The sequence below is a fragment of the Halomonas sp. DQ26W genome (assembly GCF_003339685.1).
In the GTDB taxonomy this organism is placed as follows: domain Bacteria; phylum Pseudomonadota; class Gammaproteobacteria; order Pseudomonadales; family Halomonadaceae; genus Halomonas.
The window spans coordinates 1-17,847 of record NZ_QPKI01000007.1 but is presented as its reverse complement, the minus strand read 5'-3'; the positions used below and the strand labels follow the sequence as shown (position 1 = coordinate 17,847).

Below are 17,847 nucleotides of genomic sequence, written 5' to 3'. Positions count from 1 at the left end.
TCTCAGGAAGTGGCCAGGGCCGGGCATGACCGCAGCGAAGCCTTGTTATAGTCCAATGCTCGCAGGTAGAACTCTATACCGGGAAATGAGGGAACGCAATAAGAAAAAACACTGTTTTCCTTCGCTGCCTACCTTCACCTCGAACTTTCTCCTGAGTTCACGGTCCGCTGGCATCCTGCCCGTGGGCCGCAGCCGCAGGCCTGTCGAAACAGTCACCTGGCAGCGATGAGCCTGCACATCATGCCCCGCCGATGCAAGGCTGGCAAGGGCAGGCCATCAACCCTGCCGGTCAGTGCTACTGACGCTGGCCGTTGTGCTTGGCGAGCAGGGCCGAGAGCTTGGCCTCCATGCGCTGCTCCGGGTCGGGCCGGGCGGATGGGGCGGAAGGCGCCGGTGTCGACGGCGGCGCAGGGGGTAGCGATTCCGGTGGAATGGGACGAGAGCCGGGGGCACTGCCCCTGGCGCTGGTGCTCTTGTTGCCTCGGCTGTCTCGACTGGCTGCGGTGGACTTTTCTTCACGGCGACGACCGGGGCCAGCGGCCTGGCCGCGCTTGCGCCGTTCGGCCTGAAGCCGTTCGAGCTTGCGATGGGCGTGTTCGGCGGCCTGGGCATCGACACTACCATCCGGCTGGCCAGCCAGGTCGATGCGCGGCGCGCCTTTACGCACCGCCTTGAGGTAGCGCGGCAGGTTGACGTAGCCGGCCAGGGCGCGGCGCACCAGCTTCTCGGGCCAGGGCTCCCGGGCGGCGAGGTCCTGGTGAATGCCCACTTTCAATGGCCGAGTGTGGCCCTTGAAGAAGGCCTCCGGATAGCGCTGATACCACTCGGCCAGCAACGCCTCGGCGGAGGGCGCCTGTTCGATGGGCAGCGAGGCCTGTCGCTCGCCCTGGGCTTTCGTGTCCTGGGCTTTCGTGTCCTGGGCTTTCGTGTCCTGCTCGACGGGAGCGGCGTCGCGCGGCCGGTGGCCGATCAGCGCGGCAAGCCCATGGGCGCGGCGCGACGTCCCCGGAAACATGGGTGCGGGCTCGCCCTTGCGCAGCCGTTCGCGCAGCCGGGCGTTGTCCTCTTCCAGCTCACGGTTCTGCTCGTCGAGTTCGCGGTTTTCCTCTTCGAGTTCCAGGCGCGCCGCTCCCAGCTCTTGGCGGCCTGCCTCGAGCTCGGCCACCCGGTCCTGCAGTTCGCGGATTCGCTCGCGACAGCCGCGCAGCTCGCCGAGGGCGGTATCGGCGCAGACTTCCAGGTCATTCAGCAGGCGGAGTGAACGCTCATCGATCAAACCGGTATCCTCCAGAGCAGGCTCGGACGGGCTATCTACAGGACGGGCTATCCACAGGTCGGGCCGTCTAGAGATAGCAGAGGCTAGTGGCAAGGCCTACAGCAAGTTTGTGCCAGAAGCCGGTCGCTGACAAATGTCGCCGACTGGCGACTCTCATCAGCGGCGGCGGTACTCCACGAAACTGTAGGAGGGTTGGCCCTCGGCGGGCTGGCCAAGCACGCGCTGTACCTCCTCCCACTGCTCGCCGTCCAGTTCGGGAAAGTGGGCATCGCCCTTTACCTCGACATCCACTTCGGTGAGGTAGAGCCGGCTGGCGAAGGGCAGCGCCTGGGCGTAGATCTCACCACCGCCCATCACCATGATCTCTTCGCAGCCATCGATGGTCGCCTGCTGGTCGGCCAGGAACAGCGCCGACTCGAGGTCGTGACAGACCCGCACGCCATCGTGCTGGAAGGTCTCGTCGCGGGTCACCACGATGTTGAGCCGCCCGGGAAGGGGCCGGCCGATCGACACGAAGGTCTTGCGCCCCATGACCAGGGGCTTGGCCTGGGTCATGCGCTTGAAGAACTTGAGGTCCTCCGGCAGGTACCAGGGCAGCTGGTTCTCCACACCGATTACCCGGTTGCGGGAGAGCGCGGCGATCATCGCCACCGGCACCAGTGTCTCGTCGTTCATACCGCCACCTCGGCCTTGATATGGGGATGGGGGTCGTAGCCTTCGATGGCGATATGTTCGAAGCGAAAGTCGAACAGGTCGTCGACGCCCGGTGCCAACACCAGCCGCGGCGCGGGCCGTGGTGTGCGCGAGAGCTGAAGCTCGGCCTGCTCGAGATGATTGCTATACAGATGGGCATCGCCCAGGGTGTGGACGAAGTCGCCGGGGGAAAGCCCCGTGACCCGGGCGATCATCTGCGTCAGTAGCGCGTAGCTGGCGATATTGAAGGGCACACCCAGGAAGATATCGGCGCTGCGCTGGTAGAGCTGGCAGGAGAGGCGCCCTTTCGCCACGTAGAACTGAAACAGGCAGTGGCACGGCGGCAGCGCCATCTCGTCGACCAGTGCCGGATTCCAGGCCGAGACGATCAAACGGCGCGAGCCGGGGTTGGTGCGAATCTGGTCGAGCAACGTGACGATCTGGTCGACATGGCCGCCACGCGGGTCGGGCCAGCTGCGCCACTGATAGCCATAGACCGGGCCCAGGTCGCCGTTCTCATCGGCCCACTCGTCCCAGATACGCACCCCGTTGTCCCGCAGGTAGGCGATGTTGGTGTCGCCACGCAGGAACCACAGCAGTTCATGGATGATCGAGCGCAGGTGCAGCTTCTTGGTGGTCACCAGGGGAAAGCCCCGCGACAGGTCGAAGCGCATCTGGTGACCAAAAACCGAGCGGGTGCCCACCCCGGTGCGGTCGTCGCGCTCCACGCCTTGCTTGAGCACCAGCCGCATCAGGTCCAGGTAGGGTTGTTCGAGTGAGGGTTGTTCGAGCGAGGGTTGTTCCAGTGCGGGCTGCTCGAGTGGCGTCCGGGCGAGCGCAGGCTGGATAGTGTCGTCAGGCATCGTTGGCGAACTCTGCATGGGGTTTTGCATGGAATAGTCGATAGGCCGAGAGTCTACCTTCCCGACTGCCTCCGGCCCAGGAGGTTGTCGGATTTGTCAGATCGTCGATTGAGTCGATGGCGCGGATGTCCGGAATCATTGTCCAGAATCATTGGGTAGTGGCTTCACCGAAGGCATCGGGGCGCCAATAGCGGAGCATGTCGATCAAGGCCCGGGGGCCATAGGGCTTGGCCAGGTAGTCGTCCATGCCGGCCTCGCGGAAGCGACGCCGGTCCTCCTCGTTGGCATTGGCGGTAAGGGCGACCAATACGCTGTATGAGCCCTCCGGATCACCAGCTTCCAGCTCACGCCATCGCCGAGCGGCTTCGATGCCATCCATGTCCGGCATGTATATATCCATCAGTACCAGATCGTAGGCCTGTCCGTGGCGTTGCTCCAGCGCTTCGTGGCCGCCGGCCACGCAGTCGACTTCGAACCCCTGCCCTTCCAGCACCTGACTGGCCAGCATGCGGTTTACCGGCCCGTCATCGACGATGAGGATACGCAGCGGCAAAGCCGCGGCGGATGCCAGGAAGCCGTCGGGTGATTCCTGGCCAACACCGTCACCGGCGAGACTCTTCACCAGCAGGGCGACATCGGCCAGGCGCTCGCACAGCTCTGGGAGCTGACCTGGCACGAGGTCGCACTCGGCGTTCTTCATTTCCTCGGCCAGGCCGGACAACAGCGGGTCCAGCTCGCGCTGCAGCAGGGTCAGGTAGCGCGACTTGAGTCGTGAGTCCTCACGCGCCCGCTCGCGCGCGGCAACCAGCCCCCCGAGCTGGGGCAATCGGTCGTGTGGGTCGCCAAACAGCAGCAGCTGGTGGTCTCGCGACTCGAAGCGCTCCACATCAAGCTGCCGCCAGCGCTTTTCGGCATCGAGCACCTGCACTTCGCCCGGCTTGTCGTAACGCTCCGGCGTGCTTCGCAGCCAGTTATCGTGACTCTCACCTTCGAGCGCCTCTGCGCTCTCCCCCAGCAACCGCTCCAAGGCCAGGTTGGTGCCAACGATGCGCCCCCGGTAGAGCAGCAGCGCGGGGCGCGTCACGGACATCAACATGCCGGCCAGGTCAGGCAGTTGACTCAAGCGAGTGTGCAGCTGGGCCACGCTGGCCTGGAGTTTCTCGAGACGCTCGCCAGGCGCGTCGTCGGAAGCCACCGGGCGTGCCGGTGGCACAATCCAGCGCGGCAATATCTGGTCGGCCGCGAGCAACAACCGCTCAACGCGTGTCAGCCCATCCTCCACCTGAGCTTCACACTCGCGTAGCCGGTGACGCAGCTGCAACAGGAAGGCCGCCGTGGTCAGTGTGGTACCGACAAGCAGCGTCAACAGCAACCATCCGGACGCTGCCCAGGAGGTGGGATCGGGCGTGGCCAGCCAGAGAATGAGGCCCACTGCCAGACAGAGCAGCACCAGCAGTAGCTGCGCCAGCAGGAGTGGCCAGAGCAGCGGCCAGACAAGATGTGACCAGAGACGATCCTTGGAAGTTGCGGGGGACATTCTCATCCCTGTGGTAAGGGGTCATAGTCAAAGTGTACGCCGCCTGGTTGCGGCTGTCATGACGGCACACTCCAGACGTGCGCTAGCGGGCTAACGCCACATGCTCCTCGACTTCCCCGTGATAGGTGCCGCCTGGTCCGAAGCGACGCTCTCCCAGGCGGATAACAGCCCGCTCGGCATCCCACTCCAGCCAGCTCATGGCACGGGTGCCGTAATGCTCACCAATGATGAAAGGCGCCGAGAGTAGACGCTCGAGCTCCAGGCTGATGCCGGTATCGGGCAACTGATCGTCTTCGGCAGGGTCGGCATCGGCCAGGGCCGCCAGGGCATCGTCGGGCCAACGGTTGCGGCGCAGTGCCTCGACCACCCCTTGGCGCGCCTTGATCAGCTTGGGCCAGGGCGTGTCGAGCCCGGCGTTGGAGAGACCATGAACGCCGGGTGATACAATGCCGAGAACCAGTCGATCGCGCCCCCGATGCAGGTGCCAGAGACGGCCCATCTCGCCAGCCAGCAGGTTGAAGCCAGCATAGCGCCAGCCGTCACCATCGGCGAGGGTGCGCAGCCAACCAGCGAGATCGGCGCACTCCAACGCCTCGCGCACCAGATGGCCACGACTGGGTGTATCGGCCGACACCTTGAGCGCAGGGTCACGTACGTTGGTGACGGCGGCAAAGCGGCCGCGTCGATGCACCGCCAGCCAGCCGCCGCCAGCCTCCAGGTCCCGACCACCGATGATATCCGCTGCCTCCTGCCAGGCGGCCAAGGGCGCCGAAGGGCGTCGATAGAACTCATCGCGGTTGGCAACCAGCCTCAGTGGGAAACGGCTGTCCGGGCGATAGTCGAAGGTAATCAGGCACATGGGGCTTATTCAGTCCCGTGGCGGAAGCAGGTGCGCCAACTGCCATTCGCTGAGCCGCGAAAAGAGATGGCTACGCACCGCCCCGGGGGTATTCAGGGCCAGGGTCTCCTGCACCAGGGCTTTTGCGGCTATCAGCGAAACCCGGCGAATGGCTGCGCGAACGCGAGGCAGGCTGGGTGCGTTCATCGACAGGGCGTCGAACCCCATGCCCATCAGCAGCAGGGCGCCCGCCGGGTCGCCGGCAAGCTCACCGCACACCGAAATCGGCTTCTTGAGTCTTCTGGACTCCTCCGCCAGCCGGGACATCGCCGACAGCACCGCCGGGTGGCAGGCGTCGTATAGTTCAGCGACCCGTGGGTTGTTGCGATCCACTGCCAGCAGGTATTGGGTCAGGTCGTTACTCCCCACCGAGAAGAAATCGGCACGCTCGGCCAGGGCATCGAGCTGATAGAGCGTTGCCGGCACTTCCAGCATCACACCGACCAGCGGGCGTTTCGCTATCACACCCTCTTCGCCCAGCTCGCGAATGGCGCGGTCCAACAGCTTCAGGGCGTCGTCGACCTCGTCGACATTGGTCACCATGGGCAGCAGCACCTGCAGGTTGTCGAGCCCGCAGGAGGCGCGCAGCATCGCGCGCAGCTGCACCATCAGCACTTCCGGATGATCGAGGGTCACCCGAATGCCGCGCCAGCCGAGGAAGGGGTTGGCCTCCTCGATGGGGAAGTAGGGCAGGTCCTTGTCGCCGCCGATGTCCAGGGTGCGCATGACCACCGGCAGCGGCGAGAAGCTTTCCAACTGGTCGCGGTAGAGCCGGGCCTGCTCCTGCTCGCCGGGAAAGCGCTCGGCAATCATGAACGGCACTTCGGTGCGATTCAGGCCGACACCACTGATCCGCTTCTTCAGCGATACCGCCATGTCGATGGCCAGCCCGGTATTGACCATCAGCGGCATGACATGGCCGTCGGGGGTTTCGCTGGGCAGGTCCTGCTCATGCTCCAGCACCTCGGTGAGCGCCTCTTCCTCGGCAATCAGACTGCGGTAGCGACTTTCCAGCTCTTCCGAAGGCCGCACAAAGAGCCTGCCGCGATGCCCATCCAGCACCACCCGGGCACCGGAGAGGCGCGGCAGGGGCAGGTCGACCATGCCCAGTACGGTGGGAATACCCATGGCCCGTGCAATGATGGCCACATGCGAGGTGCTGGAACCGCGTACGGAAACCAGCCCGGCGAGACGCTCCCGCGGCACCTCGCCCAGGGTGGCTACGCTGATCTCATCGCCTACCAGGATGGTGCTCTCTGGGAAGATATCGGGAACCTGGGGTGTCTCTTCCTGGAGATGGGCCAGCACGCGACGCCCCAGGTCGCGCACATCGGCCGCCCGCTCCCTGAGGTAGTCGTCGTCGACCCGCTCCAGGTACTGCACGTGACGGCGCACCACATCGGCCAGCGCACCCGGCGCCCATTGCCCTTCGCGGATGCGTTTTTCGACCTCCTGGGAGAGGGCCGCCTCGCTGAGCATCTGCTGATAGACCTCGAACAGCGCCAGTTCCTGGGCCGAAATCCGGCTGGCCAGGCGCTCGCCAGCAGCCTTGATTTCCTCACGGACAGACCCGATGGCCACGCGCAGTCGGCTTATTTCGTGCTCGACGTCGGTAGGCACCAGGTCAGGCACACTGTTCAGGTCCGCCGGTGGAGCAATGACCACGACCTCACCGATGGCCATGCCTGGCGATGCGGCAACTCCGGTGAACAAGGCCTGCCCACCCGGCAGGCTCGGCCGGGTCAGGCTGCCGGTGGCCAGGGCATGGGCCAGCACGCCGGCGAGCTGCGCCCCCATGGTGATGAGGAAAGCTTCGTCTTCCTCGTCATAGCGGCGCTTATCGCCCTGCTGTACCACCAGCACGCCCAGCATGCGGCGCTGATGAATGATCGGCACACCGAGGAAGCTCGAATAACGCTCTTCGCCGGTGGCTTCGAAATACCGGAAGCGGGGGTGCGCAGGCGCATCCTCGAGGTTGAGCGGCTCCTCCCGCTCCGCCACCAGCCCCACCAGGCCCTCCCCCACTGGCAGGCTGACCTGCCCCACAGCGCGGCTGTGAAGGCCGATTGTCTCCATCAACACCAGCTCTTTGATGTCGGCATCGTAGAGGTAGAAGGAGCACACGTCTGTGTGCATGGCCTTGCGAATACGTCGCACCATGGTGGCCAGGGCCGCATCCAGGTTACGTGCCCCGTTCACTTCCTGAATGACCCGTCGCAGAACCTCGAGCATCGGCGTCTTGCTTTCCATTGTTCTCATCTCCCGCCTAGCTGAGGAAATCGATGCGAAAAGGTGTCATCGGCACCATCGAAGCGACCACGCCGATCCTGGCCCTGTCGCCTTCCATGCATCAGCGCCCCTCCAGGGCCAGCCGCTGAGTCCGGGGCGACAGCTCCCTCAAGGCACGGCGATACACCTCGCGCTTGAAGGGCACCACCTGGCCCAGTGGATACCAATAGCTGACCCAGCGCCAGCCATCGAACTCGGGTTTCACCGAGCGATCCATGCAGATACGGTTTTCCTGACAGCGTATCCGCAAGAGGAACCATTTCTGCTTCTGGCCGATACAGACCGGCCTGGAATGCATGCGAACCATGCGTCGCGGCAGGCGATAGCGCAGCCATCCCCGGGTGCAGGCAAGCAGTTCGACGTCATCGGCAGTCAGGCCGATTTCCTCTTCCAACTCGCGATAGAGGGCCTGTTGCGGTGTTTCGGTTGCCTTGATGCCTCCCTGGGGAAACTGCCACGCATTCTGTCCTACCCGACGCGCCCAGAGCAGCTTACCCTGGCCGTTGGCGATGATGATGCCAACGTTGGGACGAAAGCCGTCAGCGTCGATCACGGACGTCACCTTGTGAATTCATCATTGATAGCCATTCTTCCACAATGCCGTGAAGCGCATCAATACAACAAAGCGGCAGCCCCTGCCGCGACCAGCTCACAAGAAGAAGAAAACGCCGGCGTCCGTGGCTTAGCACCTGCGTCCGATGTCTGACATAATCCCGGTCTTTTACCGGATGCGGCCCTTATCAGCCGCTGTGCTTCATTCAATCATCAAAAGAGGTAAGCCGTGAGTCTGGCCATCTTCGACCTGGACAACACCCTGCTGTCCATCGACAGCGATCACGCTTGGGGCGAATTCCTGCTGGAACAGGGCGCCGTAGACCCGGTGGCCTTCCGGGAAGCCAATGACCGCTTCATGGCCGATTATGAGGCCGGCACGCTGGATATCCACGCCTTCCTCGCCGTGGCACTACAACCCCTCGTCGACAATACCCCCGAACAGCTTGCCGCCTGGCACCAGCAGTTCATGGCCAGCAAGATCGAACCGCACATCCTGGTCAAGGGCGAGGAACTGGTCGCCCGGCATCGCACCCGGGGCGACACCCTGCTGATTGTCACTGCCACCAACCGCTTCATTACCGGCCCCATTGCCGAACGCCTGGGGATCGATCACCTGATCGCCGTGGAACCGGAAGTGATCGATGGCTGCTACACCGGCAAGGTAAGCGGCACCCCCAGCTACCGGGAAGGCAAGGTTAAGCGTCTCGATGAGTGGCTGGCCGACAAGGACCTGACCCTGGACGGCTCCTGGTTCTACAGCGACTCGCACAATGACCTGCCGCTGCTGGAACGGGTCGACCACCCGGTCGCCGTCGACCCGGACGACACCCTGCGCGAAGTGGCCGAGAAGAAAGACTGGCGGATCCTCAGCCTGCGAGATTGAAGGTCAGCCACTATTGAAGGCGCCTGCCGGCGCCAGTCGCGATGGAAACCAGCGCTCCAACAGAACCCCATCATTCGAACGTTTCGTTGTTGGAGCATCTTCAGATCGCGACTGGAGGCCGAAGGCCTCCCGGCGGTGTTGTCGATGCGGGCGATGACCGCCAACGCAGCAGCCTCCGCCAAGGCACCTGCCGGCGCCAGTCGCGATGGGGAGTCGGAACGCCGAACCGAGCGCTCCGACAGCGGCTTTGCAAACCACGGTAGGTGTGGATCTATATCCGATCATATAAAAACGCCCCGACGAGGCGTCTCATCGGGGCGTTGTCGTGCGGCTATCTAGGCAATCAGCCCAGCAGGTGCTCGACAGCAGCACGCTCTTCACGCAGTTCATCTTCGGTGGCTTTCATACGGCCGCGGCTGAAGTCGTCGACCTCGAGGCCCTGGACGATCTCGTAGTCGCCGTTCTGGCAGCGCACCGGGTAGGAGTAGATGATTCCCTTATCGATGCCGTAGCTGCCATCGGAGGGAATCGCCATGCTCACTACGCCATCGGCACCCAATGCCCAGTCGCGCATGTGATCGATGGCGGAAGAGGCGGCAGAGGCGGCGGAAGAGGCACCGCGCGCCTTGATGATCGCCGCTCCGCGCTGCTGCACGTCGGGAATGAAGGTGTTCTCGTACCAGTCGCGCTCGACCAGGTCGAAAGCGGCCTTGCCGTCCACCTTGGTGTGGGCCAGGTCGGGATACTGGGTGGCGCTGTGGTTACCCCAGATGATCATGTTTTCGACGTCGGTGACACGCTTGCCGGTCTTCTGGGCCAGTTGGGTCAGGGCGCGGTTGTGATCCAGGCGCGTCATGGCGGTGAACTGACGCGGGCTGAGGTCCGGCGCGTTGCAGGAGGCGATCAAGGCGTTGGTGTTGGCGGGGTTACCCACCACCAGAACGCGCACGTCACGGCTGGCGTTGTCGTTCAGCGCCTTGCCCTGTACGGAGAAGATCGCCGCGTTGGCTTCGAGCAGGTCCTTGCGCTCCATGCCCGGGCCGCGCGGGCGGGCACCAACCAGCAAGGCGAAGTCGGCATCCTTGAACGCGACATTGGGATCGTCGGTGGCGACGATGTCCTGCACCAGCGGAAAGGCGCAATCGTTCACTTCCATCACCACGCCGTTCAGGGCATCCATGGCCGGCGCGATCTCGAGCAACTGGAGAATGACTGGCTGATCCGGGCCCAGCATGTCGCCAGCCGCGATACGGAAGATAAGGGAGTAGCTGATCTGGCCAGCACCGCCGGTAATGGCAATACGTACGGGATCTTTCATCATTGCTCCTTCGGATTGGTCGCCGTGAGGATGAGCCGGGCGACATGACAACCGCCCTGGCTCGGATTCGGAACGCGGTGAATGTTATGCCTGCGGTGCACAAAACTCAATCCGACCTCCGGCTAGTCGCTCGGATAGACCGACTCGTAAATGATAGCGGACCGTTTCGCTGCGGTAGGCTTCCCTTTCGATGAATGATTGCGAAGAATAGGCGTCCGGTGGGGTTTTAACCGGCTCTATAACGAAACAGATTAATGATATTGGCTCGATGCGCGATTTTTGCAGATTCATCTAACTGCAGCGCGGCGCACACGCTTAACCATGGAAGGTCGCATGCCTAGACGTCCTCCGCTTTCCTATCTGCTGGCAGCCCTGGTGCAGCTAGCCCTGCTGCTATGGCTTGCACTCGGTGCACCAGCCGACTTGATTCCTGGCAACCATGGCGGCCTTGGCAACCAACCATGCAAAACGCCCAGGGCGGTGACTGGCCCAGGGCGTTTTTCGGCATTCTTGATCGGCTGTTCTGATGACCCGTTCGGAAGTGCCTATTCGGCCTGCGAAGCAGCCTGCGGGGTGTGGGCGGCATGCAGCCGTGCAATCAGTTGATCTTCCAGGGCGAAGCGTTCGATCAACCCCTTGGCCAGGCGATCGAGCCAGGCGGGCAGCCTGGGCAGGAAATGCTGGCAGCGAACCGGCGTGGAGTAGTCGGCATCGAAGGCGAGGACCAGTTCGGTGGACATTTCCAGGCGTTCGAGCAGCTGTGCGGCGATCCCCAATGCATCCTGATCCTCGAAGGCCAGGGCTTCCTCGCGCAGCTGCGGATAGATCTCGAAGTGGCCGGCACTGATGTAGTCCAACAGCAGCTCGCTGAAGCGATCGATCTGTGTCTTGCTCACGGCCTCGAGCTCGGTATCACACGCCTCCTTGAGCTCGATGAAGCTCACCAGAAGCTCACGTCGCTCGTCGAGCCAGCGATCGATCAGCTGGTGTACGCCACCCCAGCGCTCCCGAGCACTCTTGCAATCTTCCAGCATGTCCGCCTCCTTCCCTTGTGAAGCCGAGGCCATTTCGACCCGAAAGGACAGACTCACCCGTGCCACGCTCGCTGTCAATGTTGGGTCGGCCAGAATCCGGCAAGACATGATTCAAGCACGATACTTCAAACTTGAAATTTCATGCTTGAACTATTCCCATGGACGCCCTCTCAAGACAAACAACGACAACCAGCAGAAGACCACACCCCATGAGAATCGCCTGTCTCGGTGGAGGCCCACGACAGCTTGCAGGAGTGTGCCGTGATCGGCGCACCGAATGGGGAGCGTGGGCAGATCGTCGAGGCCTTCGTGGTACTGTCTCCCGAGATCGAGCCGGACGAGACTTGCGTGCAACGCCTGCAGGATTTCGTCAAGCAGACCCTAGCACCCTACAAGTACCCCCGCTCGATCCGTTTCGTCGAGGAACTGCCCAAGACGGCCACCGGCAAGATACAGCGCTTCCGGCTACGACAGGAGCACTACCCGAGTGACGGCTAGCCCGCGCCTCGACGACAATGAGCAACGAAGGACGCAACGAATCAGAGCGCAGTGAACCAACAACAAGCAATGACCGCTTAGAGGAATGATCCCCATGAAGACTATTGCCAGCCTCGGCCTCGGCCTGCTGATGACCTCCGCCCTGACGGCGGCCCAGGCCGACGACGTCAAGATCGGCATGATCACCACCCTGTCCGGCGGCGGTTCCCACCTGGGCGTCGATGTCCGTGACGGCTTCATGCTCGCCATCGAGCAGTCGGGTCGCGACGACATCGAGGTCCTGATCCAGGACGACGCCAACCGCCCCGACCTGGCCAGAAGTCTCTCCGACGAGTTCATGCAGCGCGACAACGTCGACATCCTGACCGGCATCATCTGGTCCAACCTGGCCATGGCGGTGGTACCCGCCGCCGTGCGCCAGGGCACCTTCTACATCTCGCCCAATGCGGGCCCCTCCGCCCTGGCCGGTCGCCAGTGCCACGAGAATTACTTCAACGTCGCCTGGCAGAACGACAACCTGCACGAGGCCATGGGCGCCTACATGAGGGAGCAAGGCTTCGAGCGGCCGATTCTGCTGGCGCCCAACTACCCCGCCGGCACCGATGCCCTGGCCGGCTTCAAGCACCGCTACGAAGGCGAGGTGGTCGACGAGATCTACACCCAGATGGGCCAGAACGACTACGCCGCCGAAATCGCCCAGATCCGCGCCAGCGACGCCGACAGCCTGTTCTTCTTCCTGCCCGGCGGGATGGGCATCTCGTTCATGAAGCAGTACGAGAACTCCGGCGTCGAGCTGCCGCTGTTCGGTGCCGCCTTCTCCTTCGACGAGATCATCATCCAGGCCGTGGGCAGCGCCGCCATCGGCACCATGAACACCTCGCAGTGGGCCTATGACCTGGACAACGAGGCCAACCGCGCCTTCGTCGACAGCTTCCGCGAAGCCTATGAGCGCACTCCGACGCTCTACGCCTCCCAGGGCTTCGACACCGCCAACCTGATCCTCAGCGCACTCGACAAGGCACATCCGAACGACCAGGATGCTTTCCGCGCAGCCCTGCGCGAAGCCGACTTCGACTCGGTGCGCGGCAAGTTCCGCTTTGGCGACAATCAGCACCCGATCCAGGACATCCACGTGCGCGAAGTGGTCGAGGGCGAGAACGGCCAGCCCACCAATCGCCTCGTCGGCCTGGCCATCGAGGACATCCAGGACGTCTACGCAGCCGACTGCCAGATGTAAGCCACCGGCGCCGGGTCCCTGTGACCCGGCCTTCCGTCACCTTCTGACACGGGATGCATGACGTGACCGCCACCCTGTTTTTCGAGCAGCTGCTCAACGGCCTTCAGCTGGGTACCATGCTGTTTCTCATGGCCAGTGGCCTGACCCTGGTGTTCGGCGTCATGGGCCTGATCAACCTGGCCCACGGCTCCTTCTACATGGTCGGTGCCTATGCCACGGCCTCGGTAACCGCTGCCACCGGCTCCTTCCTGGTGGGGCTCAGCGCCGGGGTGGTGGCCGCCGCTGCCGTCGGCGCGCTCGTGGAGCTGCTGGTCATCCGCCGCCTCTATCACCGTCCCCACCTCGACCAGGTATTGGCCACCTTCGCGTTGATCCTGATCTTCTCCGAGGGCACCCGCTGGCTGTTCGGCTCATCGCCGCTATGGCTCAGCCCGCCGGAGATGCTGACCGGCTTCGTCACCCTGCCCGGCGGCGCCCGCTACCCGCTCTACCGGCTGGTGATCATCGCCGTAGGCGTGCTGGTGGCCATCGGCCTCTACCTGTTGATTTCACGCACTCGCCTGGGGATGCGTATCCGCGCCGGCGAGAGCGACCGTGAGATGATCGGCGCGCTGGGCGTCAATATCGCGCGGCTCTACACCCTGATCTTCGCCATGGGGGCGGCGCTGGCCGGCCTGGCCGGCGCCATGGTCGGCGCCTTGCAGTCGGTCCAGGTGGGGATGGGCGAGCCGGTGCTGATACTGGCCTTCGTGGTGATCGTCATCGGTGGCATCGGCTCGATCAAGGGTGCTCTGTTCGGCGCCATCCTGGTCGGGGTGGTGGACACCATGGGGCGTATCTTCCTGCCAAGCCTGTTCCGCAACTTCATGAGTCCGGCCGAAGCCGCCGGGGTAGGCTCCGCCGTGGCCGCCATGCTGGTCTACATCCTCATGGCCGTCATTCTCGCGTTCAAGCCGAAGGGGTTGTTTGCTGCCCATGGATAAGCTCAAGAGTGAAACCACTGCCCTACCCGGCCTGCCGGCACTGCCGAGCGGCTGGTTCGACCGCCAGGGGCTGGTACAGATCGGCCTGCTGGCCCTGCTGTTCCTGGCACCGCTGGCGGCCCACCTGCTGGGCCATATCTACTACGTCAACCTGGCCTCGCGCATCACCTTGATCGCCATGGCCGCAGTGGGCCTCAATCTGGCCATCGGCTACGGTGGCATGGTGAGCTTCGGCCATGCCGCCTACTTCGGCCTGGGCGGCTATATCGCCGGCATCAGCGCCTACCACGCCTTCGACTTCAGCCCTTTCATGAGCTGGCCGGTGGCGATTCCGGGCAGCGACAGCATGTTGGTGATCTGGCTGGCCACGATCATGTTGTGTGGCCTGCTGGCGCTGGCCATCGGGGCGATCTCACTGCGCACCACGGGGGTCTACTTCATCATGATCACCCTCGCTTTCGCCCAGATGATGTATTACTTCGCCAACTCGTGGCCCACCTACGGCGGCGAGGACGGGCTGCCGATCTATGTGCGCAACAGCCTGCCCCTGGTCGACACCAGCCAGCCATGGACCTTCTTCCTGATCGCCTTCTCCGGCCTGCTGCTGGCCATGGCGATCACTTCGCGGATGATGAAGTCGCGCTTCGGTGCCGCCCTGACCATGGCGAGACTCAACGACACTCGGCTGGCCACCGCAGGCGTCTCGCCCTATCCCATTCGCCTGGTGGCCTTCGTCATATCGGCGATGATCACTGGCCTGGCCGGGGCACTGTATGCCGACCTCAATGGCTTCATCAGCCCGACCATGCTTAGCTGGCACATGTCCGGCGAACTGATGGTGATCGTGATTCTCGGCGGCGTAGGCCGGCTCTACGGGCCGCTGGCGGGTGCCATCCTGTTCGTGATGATGGAGACGCTGCTGGGCGGCATGACCGAGTACTGGAAACTGTTCCTCGGCCTGGTCCTGCTGCTGGTGGTGCTGTTTGCCAAGCATGGCGTCATGGGCTGGCTGGCCGGGAGGGAACGACATGTCTGACGTGGTACTGGCACTCAACCATCTGCACAAGCGCTTCGGGGCGCTGCAGGCCACCCGTGACGTCTCCCTGGAGCTGAAACGCGGTGAGATCCATGCGCTGATCGGCCCCAACGGCGCCGGCAAGTCGACTCTGATCGCACAAATTGCCGGCAGCCTGAAACCCGATGCCGGCAGCGTCTACCTGGCGGGCCAGGAGATCACCGCGTTGAGCGTCGCCCAGCGAGCCCGCCTGGGCCTAGGCCGCAGCTTCCAGGTCTCGTCCCTGGCCGAGCCCCTGTCGGTGCTGCGCAACGTGATGATCGCGGTCCAGGCGCTGCAGGGCCACAGCTTCCGCTTCTGGAAACCGGTGCACCAGGACGAGAGCCTGCTGGCACCGGCACGGGAAGCCCTGGAGCGAATGCAGCTCGGCCATCGCGCCGATACCCCGGTCTCCGAGCTTTCCCACGGTGAGCGGCGCCAGGTGGAGGTCGCCTGCGCCCTGGCGCTCAGGCCCCGCGCACTGCTGCTCGACGAGCCCATGGCTGGTCTCGGTCCCGAAGGCACCGCGCATCTCACCAACCTGCTGGAGGCACTCAAGCAGCAGGTTCCGATCCTGCTGATCGAGCACGATATGGATGCGGTGTTCCGGCTCGCCGACCGTATTTCGGTTCTCGTCGCCGGCAGTGTCATCGCCCAGGGCGACAGCGCCGAGATCCGCCGCAACCCCGATGTGCGCGAAGCCTACCTGGGAGACTGACATGTTAACCGTCACCGATATCCACACCTTCTACGGCCCCTCCCAGGCTCTGTTCGGCGTCAACCTCTCCGTCAAGGCCGGTGAGCTTGTCGCCCTGATGGGCCGCAACGGCATGGGCAAGACCACCACCATCCGCTCCATCTTCGGCCTCACTCCGGCCCGCAGCGGCAGCATCGAGTTCGAGTCCCGCGATCTGCGACGGCTGCCGGCCTACCGCATCGCCCAGGCCGGCTTGGGCCTGGTACCCGAGGGGAGACGCTGCTTTCCTAATCTCTCGGTACGCGAAAACCTGGTGGTCACGGCTCGCTCTGGCCACTGGAGCCTCGAGCGTGTCGAAGCGCTCTTTCCACGGCTTTCCGAACGTCGCTACCAGATGGCCAGCACCCTGTCGGGCGGCGAGCAGCAGATGCTGGCCATTGGCCGGGCGCTGATGACCAATCCGCGACTGCTGGTGCTGGACGAAGCCACCGAGGGCCTTGCCCCGGTGATACGCAAGGAGATCTGGTCGGCCATACGACGGCTGAAGCAAGAGGGGCAGTCGACGGTAATCGTCGACAAGTCGCTCTCCGAGCTGCTGCCGCTGGCCGACCAATGCGTCATCCTCGAGAAGGGCCGCACCGCCTGGACCGGCCAGCCGGATGCCTTGGATGACGATATCCGCGACCGCTATCTGGGTATCTGAGGACCAGCCAATACCATTCACTACCCTGCGCAAGGTGGGATTCCAACACTGCGATCTGGCGGGTATCGTCTTCTTCCCGCCGATTGAGCCTGTCTCCTCTCAAGAGCACACGACGCCCCGGCACTGCCGGGCACACCAGAAATTCTGCTTTTTGTAAGACATCTCTTAAATTCATATCAGCGATTTACGTCACACCGCATCCCTGCCTTGTGCATTCCTAAGCGGCCGGTAATCTGCATTGATTCCTCTCCGTCACGCTTATCTGTCAGGGAACGGCACATGGCTAACTCGACCGGTCTGCAATTCACCCTCACCCTGCCTGGGGCCATTGAGCCCGACCTGGCCGTGGTCGACTTCACGCTGACCGAGGCGCTCTCCCGGCCCTTCCATCTGGCGGTCAACCTCGCCAGCCGCGACCCGGACCTCGCCCCCGAGGCCTTCCTCGACCGCGAGCTGAGCCTGACGATCTGGCAGGACGGCGCGGTGCTGCGCCGGGTCCACGGCATCGCCACCGCCTTCGGCCGCGGCGACCGCGGGCACCGCCGCACCGTCTATTCGCTGACCATCCAGCCGGCACTGTGGCGCCTCTCGCTGCGCCACAACTCGCGCATCTTCCAGAACGTCTCGCCGCTGACCATCATCAACACCCTGTGCGACGAGCGCGGCATCACCGACGTGGCCTTCGCCGCCACCCGCGAACCCGCCAGGCGCGAATACTGCGTGCAGTACCGCGAGACCGACCTGGCCTTTATCCAGCGCCTGGCCGCCGAGGAGGGGCTGTTCTATTTTCACGAGTTCTTTGAAACAGGCTTCGAAACAGGCGAGGACCAGCCCGGCGGCGGCCACCGCCTGGTCTTCGCCGACGCTCCCCAGGTGCTGGCCAGCCTGGGCGAGCGCACCTATCACGGCCGCGCCGGCGGCACGCCGCCGCTGCGCCACCTGCGCAAGCTCAGCCAGGTCTCCCGGGTCCGCCCCGCCTCGGCCATGCTCAAGGACTACTCCTTCANNNGTCCGCCCCGCCTCGGCCATGCTCAAGGACTACTCCTTCAGGCAGCCGGGCTATTCACAGTTACATCAGGCCCAGCTGCACGAACATATGGCCGAAGGACTGGAGGCGCAGCGGGGCGTCGTTGATAAAGGGTATGAACACTACGACTACCCCGGCCGCTACAAGGCCGACGCCTCCGGCGAGGCCTTCACCCGCATCCGCCTGGAACACCTGCGCCACGATGCGCTGACCGCCGAGGCCGAGAGCGACCTGCCCGAGCTCGCCCCCGGCAATCGCTTTACCCTTACCGACCACGATGCCGAACGCCTCAACCGCGACTG

At 64.0% G+C, this 17,847-nt stretch carries 16 protein-coding genes and 1 pseudogene; 8 read left to right on the top strand and 9 right to left on the bottom strand.

The window, feature by feature from the left end:
• Positions 1 to 295: 295 nt before the first annotated feature.
• The 7 genes from DU490_RS05240 to DU490_RS05210 form a co-directional block, all read right to left on the bottom strand.
• Positions 296 to 1,276, bottom strand: coding sequence for a ProQ/FinO family protein (locus DU490_RS05240; protein ID WP_258801320.1), 981 nt, complete (start codon positions 1,274 to 1,276; stop codon positions 296 to 298).
• Between the two features lie 156 nt (positions 1,277 to 1,432).
• Positions 1,433 to 1,951, bottom strand: a complete 519-nt coding sequence (locus DU490_RS05235; RefSeq protein ID WP_114573281.1) for a dihydrofolate reductase — start codon at positions 1,949 to 1,951, stop codon at positions 1,433 to 1,435.
• Positions 1,948 to 2,721: a thymidylate synthase gene (locus DU490_RS05230; protein ID WP_258801356.1), complete on the bottom strand. Its 774-nt coding sequence runs from the start codon at positions 2,719 to 2,721 to the stop codon at positions 1,948 to 1,950. The genes DU490_RS05235 and DU490_RS05230 overlap by 4 nt, the downstream gene beginning before the upstream one ends.
• A 259-nt stretch (positions 2,722 to 2,980) precedes the next feature.
• Positions 2,981 to 4,369 (bottom strand): response regulator, encoded by a 1,389-nt coding sequence (locus tag DU490_RS05225; protein WP_181869971.1) that lies wholly within the window; start codon positions 4,367 to 4,369, stop codon positions 2,981 to 2,983.
• 82 nt (positions 4,370 to 4,451) lie between these two features.
• Positions 4,452 to 5,228, bottom strand: coding sequence for an NRDE family protein (locus DU490_RS05220; protein ID WP_114573278.1), 777 nt, complete (start codon positions 5,226 to 5,228; stop codon positions 4,452 to 4,454).
• A gap of 9 nt (positions 5,229 to 5,237) precedes the next feature.
• The gene (gene ptsP / locus DU490_RS05215) at positions 5,238 to 7,499 is read right to left on the bottom strand and encodes a phosphoenolpyruvate--protein phosphotransferase (RefSeq protein WP_114573391.1); all 2,262 of its coding nucleotides are present in this window, start codon (positions 7,497 to 7,499) and stop codon (positions 5,238 to 5,240) included.
• A 118-nt stretch (positions 7,500 to 7,617) separates the two neighbouring features.
• Positions 7,618 to 8,109 carry an RNA pyrophosphohydrolase gene (locus DU490_RS05210; protein ID WP_114573277.1) on the bottom strand — a complete coding sequence of 164 codons (492 nt, stop codon included), beginning with the start codon at positions 8,107 to 8,109 and terminating at the stop codon, positions 7,618 to 7,620.
• Between the two features lie 228 nt (positions 8,110 to 8,337).
• Here DU490_RS05210 and DU490_RS05205 point away from each other — a divergent pair, with 228 nt between their 5' ends.
• Positions 8,338 to 8,994 carry an HAD family phosphatase gene (locus DU490_RS05205; RefSeq protein ID WP_114573276.1) on the top strand — a complete coding sequence of 219 codons (657 nt, stop codon included), beginning with the start codon at positions 8,338 to 8,340 and terminating at the stop codon, positions 8,992 to 8,994.
• A gap of 343 nt (positions 8,995 to 9,337) precedes the next feature.
• Here DU490_RS05205 and DU490_RS05200 read toward each other — a convergent pair whose 3' ends face one another.
• Positions 9,338 to 10,312 (bottom strand): malate dehydrogenase, encoded by a 975-nt coding sequence (locus tag DU490_RS05200; RefSeq protein WP_114573275.1) that lies wholly within the window; start codon positions 10,310 to 10,312, stop codon positions 9,338 to 9,340.
• 545 nt (positions 10,313 to 10,857) lie between these two features.
• Positions 10,858 to 11,346, bottom strand: a complete 489-nt coding sequence (gene rsd, locus DU490_RS05190) for a sigma D regulator (RefSeq protein ID WP_114573273.1) — start codon at positions 11,344 to 11,346, stop codon at positions 10,858 to 10,860.
• A gap of 228 nt (positions 11,347 to 11,574) precedes the next feature.
• Between rsd and DU490_RS05185 the strand changes: the two genes are divergently transcribed.
• From DU490_RS05185 to tssI, 7 genes and pseudogenes are all read left to right on the top strand, one after another.
• Positions 11,575 to 11,844, top strand: a complete 270-nt coding sequence (locus tag DU490_RS05185; protein ID WP_114573272.1) for an AMP-binding enzyme — start codon at positions 11,575 to 11,577, stop codon at positions 11,842 to 11,844.
• A gap of 94 nt (positions 11,845 to 11,938) precedes the next feature.
• A complete protein-coding gene (locus DU490_RS05180; protein ID WP_114573271.1) occupies positions 11,939 to 13,081 on the top strand; it encodes an ABC transporter substrate-binding protein in 1,143 nt (380 codons plus the stop codon).
• A gap of 53 nt (positions 13,082 to 13,134) precedes the next feature.
• Positions 13,135 to 14,064, top strand: a complete 930-nt coding sequence (locus DU490_RS05175; RefSeq protein ID WP_404872832.1) for a branched-chain amino acid ABC transporter permease — start codon at positions 13,135 to 13,137, stop codon at positions 14,062 to 14,064.
• The gene (locus DU490_RS05170) at positions 14,057 to 15,100 is read left to right on the top strand and encodes a branched-chain amino acid ABC transporter permease (protein ID WP_114573389.1); all 1,044 of its coding nucleotides are present in this window, start codon (positions 14,057 to 14,059) and stop codon (positions 15,098 to 15,100) included. The genes DU490_RS05175 and DU490_RS05170 overlap by 8 nt, the downstream gene beginning before the upstream one ends.
• Complete coding sequence (locus tag DU490_RS05165; protein ID WP_114573270.1) at positions 15,093 to 15,836, top strand: ABC transporter ATP-binding protein; 744 nt, start codon at positions 15,093 to 15,095, stop codon at positions 15,834 to 15,836. The genes DU490_RS05170 and DU490_RS05165 overlap by 8 nt, the downstream gene beginning before the upstream one ends.
• A gap of 1 nt (position 15,837) precedes the next feature.
• Positions 15,838 to 16,518 carry an ABC transporter ATP-binding protein gene (locus DU490_RS05160; RefSeq protein ID WP_114573269.1) on the top strand — a complete coding sequence of 227 codons (681 nt, stop codon included), beginning with the start codon at positions 15,838 to 15,840 and terminating at the stop codon, positions 16,516 to 16,518.
• 279 nt (positions 16,519 to 16,797) lie between these two features.
• A pseudogene (gene tssI, locus DU490_RS05155) lies at positions 16,798 to 17,847 on the top strand (type VI secretion system tip protein TssI/VgrG); the annotation flags it as partial.